At 39.5% G+C, this 12,362-nt stretch carries 13 protein-coding genes and 1 pseudogene; 5 read left to right on the top strand and 9 right to left on the bottom strand.

The genetic code is table 11. The features are described 5' to 3' along the window. Positions 1-55: 55 nt before the first annotated feature. Together ACIR310F_RS24445 and ACIR310F_RS0116125 are read right to left on the bottom strand one after the other, a co-directional pair. A pseudogene (locus ACIR310F_RS24445) lies at positions 56-187 on the bottom strand (transposase family protein); the annotation flags it as partial. 388 nt (positions 188-575) lie between these two features. Next, positions 576-1,214, bottom strand: coding sequence for a lysophospholipid acyltransferase family protein (locus tag ACIR310F_RS0116125; protein WP_028084717.1), 639 nt, complete (start codon positions 1,212-1,214; stop codon positions 576-578). Between the two features lie 267 nt (positions 1,215-1,481). Between ACIR310F_RS0116125 and ACIR310F_RS0116120 the strand changes: the two genes are divergently transcribed. From ACIR310F_RS0116120 to ACIR310F_RS0116110, 3 genes are all read left to right on the top strand, one after another. Further along, the gene (locus tag ACIR310F_RS0116120) at positions 1,482-3,485 is read left to right on the top strand and encodes a GspE/PulE family protein (protein ID WP_028084716.1); all 2,004 of its coding nucleotides are present in this window, start codon (positions 1,482-1,484) and stop codon (positions 3,483-3,485) included. A 62-nt stretch (positions 3,486-3,547) separates the two neighbouring features. Next, positions 3,548-4,648: a type IV pilus twitching motility protein PilT gene (locus tag ACIR310F_RS0116115; RefSeq protein WP_028084715.1), complete on the top strand. Its 1,101-nt coding sequence runs from the start codon at positions 3,548-3,550 to the stop codon at positions 4,646-4,648. Between the two features lie 245 nt (positions 4,649-4,893). Next, complete coding sequence (locus tag ACIR310F_RS0116110; protein WP_028084714.1) at positions 4,894-6,117, top strand: type II secretion system F family protein; 1,224 nt, start codon at positions 4,894-4,896, stop codon at positions 6,115-6,117. A gap of 272 nt (positions 6,118-6,389) precedes the next feature. Here the strand turns inward: ACIR310F_RS0116110 and bioU are convergent, their stop codons facing one another. Then, the gene (bioU, locus tag ACIR310F_RS0116105; RefSeq protein WP_028084713.1) at positions 6,390-7,388 is read right to left on the bottom strand and encodes a (S)-8-amino-7-oxononanoate synthase BioU; all 999 of its coding nucleotides are present in this window, start codon (positions 7,386-7,388) and stop codon (positions 6,390-6,392) included. Between the two features lie 301 nt (positions 7,389-7,689). On the opposite strand from bioU, the gene ACIR310F_RS0116100 reads away from it, so the two are divergent. After that, positions 7,690-8,208 (top strand): DUF456 domain-containing protein, encoded by a 519-nt coding sequence (locus ACIR310F_RS0116100; RefSeq protein ID WP_028084712.1) that lies wholly within the window; start codon positions 7,690-7,692, stop codon positions 8,206-8,208. Positions 8,209-8,411: 203 nt separating this feature from the next. Here the strand turns inward: ACIR310F_RS0116100 and nblB are convergent, their stop codons facing one another. Next, a complete protein-coding gene (nblB, locus tag ACIR310F_RS0116095; RefSeq protein WP_028084711.1) occupies positions 8,412-9,074 on the bottom strand; it encodes a phycobilisome degradation protein NblB in 663 nt (220 codons plus the stop codon). An 11-nt stretch (positions 9,075-9,085) separates the two neighbouring features. Between nblB and ACIR310F_RS22825 the strand changes: the two genes are divergently transcribed. Next, positions 9,086-9,316, top strand: coding sequence for a hypothetical protein (locus ACIR310F_RS22825; protein WP_071604837.1), 231 nt, complete (start codon positions 9,086-9,088; stop codon positions 9,314-9,316). Positions 9,317-9,377: 61 nt separating this feature from the next. Here ACIR310F_RS22825 and ACIR310F_RS0116085 read toward each other — a convergent pair whose 3' ends face one another. The 5 genes from ACIR310F_RS0116085 to ACIR310F_RS0116060 form a co-directional block, all read right to left on the bottom strand. After that, positions 9,378-9,836 carry a CBS domain-containing protein gene (locus tag ACIR310F_RS0116085; RefSeq protein ID WP_028084710.1) on the bottom strand — a complete coding sequence of 153 codons (459 nt, stop codon included), beginning with the start codon at positions 9,834-9,836 and terminating at the stop codon, positions 9,378-9,380. Between the two features lie 357 nt (positions 9,837-10,193). Then, positions 10,194-10,535 (bottom strand): HepT-like ribonuclease domain-containing protein, encoded by a 342-nt coding sequence (locus ACIR310F_RS0116075; protein WP_028084709.1) that lies wholly within the window; start codon positions 10,533-10,535, stop codon positions 10,194-10,196. Further along, entirely contained in the window at positions 10,525-10,857 is a 333-nt protein-coding gene (locus ACIR310F_RS0116070) for a nucleotidyltransferase family protein (protein WP_231387571.1), read from the bottom strand. The genes ACIR310F_RS0116075 and ACIR310F_RS0116070 overlap by 11 nt, the downstream gene beginning before the upstream one ends. Before the next feature lie 311 nt (positions 10,858-11,168). Beyond that, positions 11,169-11,585 (bottom strand): 8-oxo-dGTP diphosphatase MutT, encoded by a 417-nt coding sequence (gene mutT / locus ACIR310F_RS0116065; protein ID WP_028084707.1) that lies wholly within the window; start codon positions 11,583-11,585, stop codon positions 11,169-11,171. 326 nt (positions 11,586-11,911) lie between these two features. After that, positions 11,912-12,253, bottom strand: coding sequence for a DUF760 domain-containing protein (locus ACIR310F_RS0116060; RefSeq protein WP_028084706.1), 342 nt, complete (start codon positions 12,251-12,253; stop codon positions 11,912-11,914). Positions 12,254-12,362 lie beyond the last annotated feature (109 nt).

Below are 12,362 nucleotides of genomic sequence, written 5' to 3'. Positions count from 1 at the left end.
TTCCCACTTTCCACTTTTTTAGTTACTAATTTGATTTTACAATATAACAACCTACTACTCCACATATTACTGCACAAATCGCAATGGTAACTATATCTATTAATTTATGCCTTTTTGTTCTCTGCACTCTTTGATCTTCTAAATCTTTAAAGTGATCTGCAATTGTGATTTTTGGTGGTAGCTTCATTCTAGGATATTGTTTAGCATCTTTAAATAGATTAGGTATACCAACAGGTGTAGATAGTTTGGAAACCCATCATAAATATAGCTGCGGTAAGCATTACAACTGCTAAATCAGTTACATAACTCAAATATTTAGAGGTGTGTAAAAAAAACAGGTTAGCTTTGGTCATTACGAAGCTAAACTTATACAAATTATAAATTGTGTAGGTTGGGTAGAACGAAGTGAAACCCAACATTGATAATAATATTCAAGATGTGCTGTTGGGTTGCGTTGCGCTTAACCCAACCTACAACTTAAAATGGTGCGTTAGTGATAAAGTAACGCACCCTACTAGCTGATTCTTGTATCTGACTGAGAAAGGAAATGCTATAGTGCATCTCCTTTTTAAATTTTACCTGCCCAAATCGTGCATTTCATTAATTACCGTTGCACATTGTTGAGTCACTCTTTCCAATTCTTCCTTATTAGTAGAAGTGGGAGCGTCAATTAATTGACCAATTCTAATAGTTAAAGGCACTGGACGAGGTAAAGAAGAACCAGGTTGTAAAATTTGTTCACTTCCCCATAAACACACTGGTAAAAAAGGAGCTTTGGCCTTAGCTGCTAGGAGGGCTGCGCCTCTTTTTGGGTCACTTATGCGACCATCTGGAGTGCGTGTACCTTCTAAAAATACACCCACAGCCCAACCATTCTCTAAATATTCTAGAGCCGCACGGATAGCATTGCGGTCAGCACTACCGCGACTAACGGGGTAAGCACCGTATAATTTAATTGCTTGTGCTAAAACAGGAACTTTAAATAATTCTTCCTTGGCCATATAAGCGACTGGACGACGGACACAACTGGAAACTATAGGGGGGTCAAAATAACTAGCATGATTACTAACTATGATCACAGCACCGCTTTGGGGGACATTTTCTGCGCCATAAATTTTGCCCCGGAAGTATGTGTGTAGCAAGGGGCTAACCACCGACCACTTAAAGGCGTGATACAGTGCTAAACTAACTAAAGGTTCACGAGTTCTAGTCACAAAAAATCACAAAAGATAATGTAAATGAAACAGAGTACAAGCATAGAGAAATAACTGACCAATAGCTGTGTCATTTTTCGCTTTGTTGGACTGAAGCACAAAGCTCAAGTGAATTACTTTTCTAGGTATCAGCCATCAGGACTCCACAAAAATTTGGTTTTGCTGATTAAATTAGGTAAAGAGCAGCCTGATTGCTAATCATACCAGGTTATATCTATAGATATAACTAGATTTTAAGCAACTATTTTCAACCCTGGCCAATTATTTATGACTTACTCATCATCGCAAGAACGCAGTACCGCGCTGACTCCAAGAACTGAGTTTTCGGCTTTTGGCAGTAAACTGATACAATCTGGCTATATCAATAATGAGCAGATGAAGCGGGCTGTGATTGAAAGCCGCAAGTCTGGCCGACAACTAACGGAAGTATTGGAGTCTATCACTGGGCGAAAACTATCACCTGAGTTTTCCAGGGAATACAGAAAACAAAATTTATTTGAACTGAAAATTTTATACGGCGTTGAGCCTTTGGATTTAGAAGTTCAGGAAATTGAGATCAAACAGATCAGTAGTTTAATTCAGACCCTGATTCCTGTTGAGATTTGTCGTCGGTATCAGTTAGTCCCATGGTCAAGAAATGATTATGAAAACCCACCGCAGATTTTGGTAGCGATGGTTAATCCAGATAACTTGGAAGCTGGTGATGAACTAAACCGAATATTTCGTTCTCAAGGCTTGTCCTGGCGGCGCATGGTAATTACCCTAGAAGATTACCAGCAAATCATTAATCAATATTTAGATCAACAAGCTGTACAACAAAAGATATTAGATCAGCAAAAAACATATGATGTTAAAGAGGATTTAGATAATTTAGGCACTCTAGAATTAGATAAAAGTTCTGAGCAGGATCTTGATCTGAGTTCAGCAGTGAAGGGGGCTGAGGATGCACCAATTATTAAACTTGTGAATCGGATTTTGCTCAAGGCTTTAAATGAGGGTGTTTCTGATATTCACGTCGAACCTCAAGAAGAACATCTGCGAGTTCGTTTCCGCAAGGATGGGGTATTACGTGAGGCCTTTGAAAATATGCCGAAAAGAATTATTTCGGCAGTCATAGCTCGGTTTAAAATTATCTCTAATTTAGACATTGCTGAGAGACGTTTACCTCAAGATGGACGTATTCGCCGTATTTTTGAAGGACGAAAGGTGGATTTCCGGGTCAGTACCCTACCTAGTCGGTACGGAGAAAAAGTGGTGATTCGGATTTTAGATAACTCTTCCACCCAATTGGGTTTGGATAAGTTAATTACTGATGCAGAAACCTTAAATATCGTCAAAGATATGGTGAGCAAGCCATTCGGATTGATTCTGGTGACAGGACCGACAGGTTCGGGTAAAACTACTTCGTTGTATTCAGCACTATCGGAAAAGAATGATCCGGGGATTAATATCAGTACTGTGGAAGATCCTATTGAGTACAGTTTACCGGGGATTACTCAAGTCCAAGTAATTCGTCAAAAGGGGTTAGATTTTTCTACGGCTTTGCGGGCTTTTTTGCGTCAAGATCCAGATGTGCTATTGGTGGGGGAAACACGGGATAGGGAAACAGCGAAAACGGCCATTGAAGCAGCATTAACAGGTCACTTGGTATTAACTACTTTACACACTAATGATGCACCCGGAGCGATCGCTCGTTTAGGAGAAATGGGGATTGAACCGTTCATGATTTCCAGTTCTCTAATTGGTGTTTTAGCACAACGTCTAGTCCGTCGTGTTTGTTCTGAATGTCGCATTCCCTATACTCCTACTAGCCAAGAACTAGCTCGTTATGGTTTATCAGTTTCCCAAGAAATTTCCACCACTTTCTATAAAGCTAATACCATACCACCAGAAGAAATACCTGCCCATAGTGCAAATATTTGTCCAAAATGTCATGGTGTGGGTTATAAGGGGCGTTGTGGTGTTTACGAAGTGATGCGAATTACTGAAAACTTACAAACTCTGATTAACAAAGAAGCGTCCACAGAACGGATTAAAGAACTGGCTGTGGAAGAGGGTATGAAAACTTTACTCGCTTACAGTTTAGATTTAGTTCGTCAAGGTATAACTACTTTAGAGGAAGTAGAACGGGTAACATTTACAGATAGTGCTGTAGAGGCTGAATTAAAGGCTAAACGGAAAAGTGGTCTGACTTGTCGTACTTGTAGCGCAGAATTACAACCACAATGGTTAGATTGTCCTTACTGTACGACACCTCGATTTACGAATTAAGTACAGTCAGTGTGGGGTTTTAGTTTGAGGTTTTTAATTTTTAATAGGAGCAAAGTCAAAGTATGGAAATCATGATTGAAGAATTGATGGAACAACTGATTGATATGGGCGGGTCAGATTTGCACTTATCCGCTGGTTTACCGCCCTATTTCCGCATCAGTGGCCATCTTACACCCATTGGCGACCACAGCCTCACAGCGGATGAGTGTCAAAGGCTAATTTTCAGTATGCTTAATAATACTCAGCGCAAAACCTTAGAACAGACATGGGAATTAGATTGTTCTTACGGTGTCAGGGGGTTGGCTCGTTTCCGGGTGAATGTCTATAAAGAACGTGGTGCTTATGCTGCTTGTTTACGGGCTTTAAGTTCTAAAATCCCCAACTTTGATACATTAGGTTTACCAGATGTCGTTCGGGAAATGTCAAATAAACCCAGAGGGCTAATTCTGGTTACAGGTCCGACAGGTTCGGGAAAAACCACTACCCTAGCGGCCATGATTGACTTAATTAACCGCACTAGGGCGGAACACATTATAACAGTTGAAGACCCCATTGAATTTGTTTATGAACCAATTAAAAGTGTGGTTCATCAACGCCAATTAGGAGAAGATACTAAAAGTTTTGCTAATGCTTTAAGAGCAGCTTTACGGGAAGATCCTGATATTATTTTAGTCGGAGAAATGCGAGATTTAGAAACCATTTCTCTGGCAATTACCGCAGCAGAAACAGGTCATTTAGTATTTGGTACATTACATACTAGTTCTGCTTCACAAACCGTTGACCGGATTATTGACGTTTTCCCAGCAGAAAAACAAACTCAGGTGCGGGTACAGTTGTCCAACTCTTTAATAGCAGTTTTTAGTCAAACTTTAGTACCTACAAAAAATCCTAAACCAGGTGAATATGGACGAGTAATGGCCCAAGAAATTATGATTATTACTCCGGCTATTTCTAACTTGATTCGAGAAGGAAAAACAGCACAAATTTACTCAGCTATTCAAACTGGAGGTAAATTGGGAATGCAAACTTTAGAGAAAGTTTTAGCTGATTTATATAAAGCTGGAGCTATTTCTTTCCAAGCAGCAATGTCTAAAACCTCTAAACCAGATGAATTGCACCGTCTAATTGGCGCAACAGCCCCAGCAGGAGCTAAAGTAAATTAAAATACAGGGGTTTCCGCTCTTATGAGGTACATCTTAAGCCCCCTCCTCGCACCCCCCTCAATCCCCCCGCAGCGGGGGGAAGAAAAGGATAAACTTTTGATATTGGAGGGGGTTGGGGGTGGGGTTCTTGTACCTCATAACATCGGGAAGTGCTGTAAATGGGTAATGGGAATAGGTAATGGGTAATATGAGAAGATGATTTTTTCAATGACAACTAACAACCAACAAATAACTCAATTAGTATTATGCCTACTTACGTTGCTCGTATTCGTGACTCCCAAGGAAAATCCAGAAGCGAAAAATTTATCGCTAATTCCTTGACTGAAGCCCGGCTCAATTTGAGAAATCAAGGTTTTGTTATCCAGAATATCAAAGAATTTCAAACCCTGGCTTCTCGGTTGGATATAAAGAAAATTCAGAATTCCTTTGTTAAGGTTTCTGTTAAAGATAGAGCGGTTTTTTCTCGTCAATTTGCTGCTTTAGTAAATGCAGGTGTGGCGATAGTTAGAAGCTTGGGTGTACTATCTGAACAGTGTAATAATCCTAAACTCAAAGCGGCTTTGATGGAAATTAGTGCTGATGTTCAATCTGGCGTTAACCTCTCAGATGCCATGAGTAAACATCCTGATTGTTTTGATGGTTTGTATGTGAGTATGGTAGACGCTGGAGAAATTGGTGGTGTATTAGATGAGGTCTTAAATCGTCTCTCTAAATTATTAGAAGACATGGCCAGGTTACAAAACCAAATTAAATCAGCTTTGGCTTACCCAGCAGTTGTGGGTTTTTTAGCAACTGCTATTTTTGTAGGGATGACAGTTTTTCTCATTCCCATTTTTGCAAATATCTTTAAAGATTTGGGAGCAGAATTACCGGCACTGACGCAATTTTTGCTCATTTGTAGTGAAGTATTACGAAGTTATTTATCTCTATTAGTAATTGGGGCTTTATTTGCATTGTGGTTTCTCTATCAGCAGTATTATAAAACCCCAGTTGGCAAGTTAAGTATTGACACTATTTCCCTAAAAATACCTTTGTTTGGTGATTTGATTCAAAAATCATCCATTGCTCGTTTTAGTCGCACTTTTGGGGCTTTAACCCGCTCTGGAGTACCCATTTTAACCTCTTTAGAAATTGTGCGGGATACGTCAGGAAATCAGGTTGTTGCTAATGCTATTGACGCTGCTCGTGAAGAGGTGCAACAGGGGGGTATGATTAGTATTGCTTTACTCAAAAAAGCCGTTTTTCCAGCTATGGCAATTCAGATGATGACTATCGGTGAAGAAACAGGTCAACTAGATGCAATGTTGATGAAAATTGCTGATTTTTATGAAGATGAAGTCGAACAGGCCGTAAAAGCACTCACTAGTATTTTAGAACCACTGATGATTGTGGTCGTGGGGGGAATGGTAGGGACAATTTTGCTGGCTATGTATCTGCCTATGTTCAAGGTATATGATAGTATAGGTTAGGACTTGGGCTAAATACAGCGGTTTCTGCTCTTATGAGGTACAAAGTTGAATGATGAAACTCTTGTATTGCGGGCATCTTGCCCGCTAAATATGTACCTCATAACACCGGGAAGTGCTGTATCTGGAGAAGATCCCGGACTCCTTAAAGAAGTCAGGGATTTTGTTTTTTACCAATCACCTATTAGACATCTGGAGGTAATTAAATGTGCGTGACTTACAACCCTTGTAGAGACGTTCCATGGAACGTCTCTACAATATTTTTCACCAGATGTCTATTTGACAAACTTTGGCATAATTTCCGCTGCGGTAAATAAGCCAGAAATGCCCCTATTATGCAATTCTTGACCAGCTTTAAGATAACCAAAGGCTGGACCACACACATTCGCCGCCATACTGGTTTCATCCCCTAAGGTGAAGGTGTGAGTGGATATTTTTCCCTCAAAGGTGCGTCCGGTAATTTTCACATTTGTACTGAGAGGTTTTTGCGGATTGCGGGTATCAACAACACCACCAACGGTGACTCTATCCCGTGAACAAATACCCGCTATTTCTAACATCACATCATCGGCGTGTTCCATGTTCGCTAAAGTTAACACACCATTGGTTTTATCTAGTAGTGCTTCTACCTCTGGGTCTGTCATGGCTCTAGCAGTTTCTACCGTATAACCGGGTATGTGGCCAATATCTTCCCGCACAGTAGCACGGTAAGCTTCCCAGTTAGCAATTCCTACACCAAAGGTAATTTCTACTTTGTGGATTTCAGCGTAACTTTGGGCAGCTAAAGCGGCCGCTGCGGTTAAGAGTCCGGGAGTAGCACCACAGCCAGTCATATAAGTAATTCCCGCTGCTTGTAGTTCATCTTTCATAGCCAAAAGTTGTTCTACGGCACTGGTGCGTTTTATAGCATCAACCAGGACACCGCGCCAACCGGCTTGAATGAACTGTTTAGCTACTGAAGGGATAAAATCATTAGGAAGGTTGGGTAAAGCCAGAAAATAACCATCTACGGGCTGACTGGTGGCGATTAGATCTTGAATACTGTTGTCACTTAAAGTCCCAAAGGATTCTAAATAACCTACTGTACCTTGATTTTGGTAGGTTGTGATACAACTTTGGGTGTTTAAGCCTGCTCTAGAGTAAGCGTAACCTTTTTGGTCTGCGGCTGCGACGAGAATCATTTCCTGTTTACTGGAAAGGAGTTTGGCCGCTGCTTGGCCAAGTCCACCAAAACCGAGAACTCCGACGCGGAGGGGGAGGGGCTGTGTGTTCATAATGTTTTTTCTTGGTTTGATAATGGTTAATTATGCTTTATTTTTGATCAAGGTTTCCCACTAAGACGCGCAGAACCAAAAGCGCGAAGAAGTAATTAAGATGTATATTTATGATGGAGAAGTGGGTAATTTTGAGACTCTCCCCCTCTCAAGAGACCCTGTTCTCAACCCAGGTTTTCGATCATCACATTTTTATAAGTCAAAATAAATGGTTTTTGCATAGCTAATTTAGCTGTCATTTTTAGTAATGAGTAATTTTTTTCTTCCTTCTGACTCCTAACTTCCAACTCCTAAATTAATTATGCAGATTATTTATTGGCTATTATTGGCTATAATGTTGGTGGGAATTATTGGTGCTGTAGTTCCTGCTATCCCTGGAAGCAGCCTGATTTTAATATCTATTATCATCTGGGGAATCGTCAGTCATTCCTTTGCTGCTATTAAAATTCCCCTGATTGTGACAATCATTGTTTTACTTCTAAGTACGGGAGTTGATTTCCTTGCTGGTTACATTGGTGCAAAACAAGCCGGTGCTAGTAGGTGGGGACAAATTGGCGCTTTTGTGGGTTTATTAATGGGATTTTTTGGATTATTACCTGCTTTACCCTTTGGTGGACCATTATTAGGTATTCTATTTGGACCATTATTTGGTGCAATTGTGGGTGAGTTGCTTTACCAAAGACGATTATGGCCTGCTGTAAAAGCTGGTATCGGAATTACTGTGGGAACGGTGGTGGGAAATTTGATTCAAGGTGTCCTAGCTATCAGCGCAGTTATAGTATTTTTACTGACAACTTGGCCGCAGGTATATGGAGGTTAAGGGAAATTTTCTCTAAAAATAAAACAAAAAATGTAGAGACGTTCCATGGAAGGTTTCTACAAGAGTTACAGATAACACATATTTAATTTTTTAATTTTCACCAGGTGTCTAAATGACCAAGTTTTTTATATCAATCAAAAATCAAGTTATTTAGAAAGATGAGTTCAGCAGTTGCGCTTTATCGAATAAACGCAACTACTAGGCTAAACTAACTGTAAGGCTTTTTTAGCTTCATTAGCAATAGCCTCTACTTCATCATTCACTAAAGTTGCTAAAATAGATTTAGCTTCATCATTGCCTAAGCGAGTTAAAGCTTGAACAACTCTGTAACGTACTTGCCAATCTGGATTAGTGCAGTATGGAATCAGGAGAGGAACTGCTTTTGTATCTCCCAACTCACCAAAAGAACTAATGGCCGCAGTTTGAATTAAGCCATTATCGGAAGTGAGTGCTTGGGTAAGTAATTCAAAGGCTCGGATATCTCCTAATTCTCCTAATGTGGCAATGATGCTAAACTGGACTAACCATTCTGATGTTTCTTGGTAAAGCTTTTGTAAGTCCTCAAAAGCATCATGTAATTTTAGCGCACCTAAACAGTCTGCTGCGGCTGCTTGGACATCTGCTTCGGGATCATAAAGTAAACCCCGTAATATTGTCAAGGATAATGGTAAATCTTGTTTTCCCAGGGTATCCATTTGACTGACAGCAGCATAACGTACCCGCGCACTGCTATCACCTATAGCAATCTGTATTAATTCTAAACCGATATGTGGTTCTATTTCGCGGATTTGATTAACCGCACGTAAGCGATCGCCCAAATTGTCAGAATCTAGTGATGTTTTGATAGTATCAGCAGAAACAGCCATTTAATTATCCTATGTCAGTGGTCAGTGGTCAGTTGTCAGTGGTCAGTTGTCAGTGGTCAGTTGTCAGTGGTCAGTTGTCAGTGGTCAGTTGTCAGTGGTCAGTTGTCAGTGGTCAGTTGTCAGTGGTTAGTTGTCAGTGGTTAGTTGTCAGTGGTCAGTTGTCAGTGGTTAGTTGTCAGTGGTTAGTTGTCAGTGGTCAGTTGTCAGTGGTCAGTTGTCAGTGGTTAGTTGTCAGTGGTTAGTTGTCAGTGGTCAGTGGTTAGTTGTCAGTTGTTGCTTAAAAATATTTCTCTTCTGTGCTTCCTACTCAGCAGCCATAGCACGAATAATATCACCACGAGTGAGAATACCAATGACGTTACCCCCATTATCAAGAACAGGGAGACGCTGAACCTTGTGATTTTGTATCAATTGTGCTGCTTCTTTTAATGATTTCTGAGGAGAAATAGCCACGGGATTTTTACTCATAACTTCTCCTACAGTTTGTCCTAAAGCCTTATGTAAATCTCGTTCATAAGTACCGGGATTTTGTAAATAAATCACACTATCCAAAATCATAATATAAGCGGGTGGGGTTACACCAGTTTCTTGCCACATCAAGTCTGTTTCTGATATAATCCCCACTAATTTACCCGCATCATCAATTACAGGTAAACCACTAATTCGTTTTTCTGCTAAAATCTGGATAGCTTCTTTTAATGGAGTTTGAGGACGGACGAGTATAGGATCACGACTCATCACGTCAGCAACGGTTTTAGACATTTTTTACCTACACCTTTAATAAAAGTCTTTTTAACCATTGTAGAAAATTATTAGTAACAAATAAATAGTGTTAATAGATTGTTACTTTTCATTTTAAAAATAAATGTTGCTTTTGTTGAAAAAGCATTTTTAGCAATGCCATTATACCATAAAAGTCTAAATTTTTAATTAATTAAAACCATAAATATCTCCACGTACAGGGATCGCCTCAACTAATTTAGCATTATTGTTTTATCTATTGTTGGTGATTCGTTGTCTCCAAATATTTCAAGAAAAGTCAACCGATGCGCCTCTTTATGTAATTTTTGACGTGCAATTTCTTTTATAAACTCAGCCCAATTCATCAAAATACCCTCCTTAAACTCTATTAATCAACTCACGAATTTGCTCAATTAACGGTGGCAAATCTTCATTGATTGTTGTCCAAACAATAGACAAACTTACTCGAAAATATTCATGAATTGCGAGATTTCTTAAAGCACGCATTTCTTGCCAAGGTAGATTGGGATATATGTCAAGAATATCTGGAAGAAGACTGCGTGCAGCCTCACCAATAACCGCTAAATCATATAGAATCGCTTTGACAGTCCTGGCATCAGCACAAAAAGCCTCAAAGTCCAAACCATCGGCAAAAACTAAAATCTCTTCAGCCTGTTCGAGAATATCCCGTAATCTCTGTTGCAAACTTCTAGAAGACACGTTTCGCCTCAGCTATGACAACATCGTTTAAATAAGGCTTGAGGGAGTCCGGCGTACCTAAATCAATCGCACAACCTAACAATTTTTCCAGATAAATTTGTAGCCGCGCAAAGGTAAACATCCCGACGGGTTTAGAAAATTCAACCAACAAGTCAATATCACTACTAGGCGTAGCTTCATTTCGTGCCACTGAACCAAATAAAAACAGTGATGCAACGTGAAACGCCCGAATCGCGTCATGCTGAGGACGCAAGATAGCTATGACTTCTTCACACCGCAAAATTGATGAAGTAATAATAGGTGATTCAGTTGAAAGTCTCACAATTTCAATACAGGTGCTAATTTTCCTGATCTAATTATACGACCTAGTGCTTGGCTGCGATCGCTAATTTACCGTTTATTTCAGGGCAATCTTAGGGCAATTTGAGGGAATCCCAGGCAAAATCAAAATTCTCTCAGTGCAAATATAGGGAATACGTGGGTGTACGTCAATTGAGATCAGTATAGTGGGGTTTTGTCTACTCACAAAAACGAGAAAATTGAATGTTCTTCCTGTCAAGGTACAGGGAGAATCTAACCTTATGGTTCACGCAGATCCTCCAAATGTCAAAAATGCCAGGGAACAGGTTTTTGTTAAAATTGATATTTCCTTAAAGCTGTGATAATTTCCCCATTCGCTTCTGGGAAATTAAAATTATCTAATTCGTCCAAACTTACCCAGCGAATTTCATCACATTCTATAGTTTGGGGAATACCTGTTAAATGTCGAGAATGATGTACCGTTAAAGTCACCCGTAAATGAGCATAAGTATGATCAATAGTAATTAAATGTTCTCCAACTGCAATTTCTATTCCCAACTCTTCCGATATTTCGCGTTTAATACATTCTTGAATAGTTTCACCAATTTCGATTTTTCCTCCTGGAAATTCCCATAAACCACCCATTGTACCTTGGGGAAGCCGACGGTCAATTAAAATCTGTTTTTGGTCATTCCAAATAACAGCAACACCAATAATTTTATGAGGAATAGAAAAATTGGTTTCAGTCATATAAGTAGGTTGGCGTTAAATGTCGTTATGACAAGGGAACAGGGAACAGGGGACAGGGAACAGGTTTTGGGCAACTTGAATTTTCGTTACTTATGTCGGTTTTTTTCTGTTCACCTACTTAATACAATACAGCGTTTTCCGCTTTGATGAGGTACAAAGTTGAATCATGAAACTCTTGTGGTGCAGGCTAGATATGTACCTCATAACACTCTTGTAGTGCTGTATTACTTATCAACTACCAATAAATAATCAAAAAACTCGGTAGATTAATTATATCTCTACCGAGTTGATCTTTGTTTTGATAATTTTCCTAAGCTACAATAATATTATTCAACGCTATTATTCGCTTCTGTTGCTTGTACGACCATATCAAAACCCATTCTTTGTTCTGCATTCCGTAGAAAATAACCACTGATCATCGCAGATGCTAATAAGCGACCCAAACTTTCTCGACTGGTAGAAATAGTAATACCGAACTGTTCAGAAGGTAGATTTCCTAAAAGTCCAATAATATTACGTTCCATGACCTGTAAAACTTCGTGGGAACTGGGTTTGGATAATTGAGTAATTGTATCTGGACTTAATGATTTAACGTATTGCCATAATAAATTACTGGTTTCCGACTCACTATTAAAAAATTCTGATACTCGGTTAGATTGATTACTCACGCTTGACCTCCTATAGTGTCACTGCTAAGAATGGGGTTTGTGACTGAAATAACTGATAGTATTGTTGCTTTGATTTAGTTGACTATTATACAGATGATATTAACTAATA

The organism is Dolichospermum circinale AWQC310F (assembly GCF_000426925.1).
GTDB lineage: Bacteria > Cyanobacteriota > Cyanobacteriia > Cyanobacteriales > Nostocaceae > Dolichospermum > Dolichospermum circinale.
This window is presented reverse-complemented; position numbering and strand designations above follow the sequence as displayed.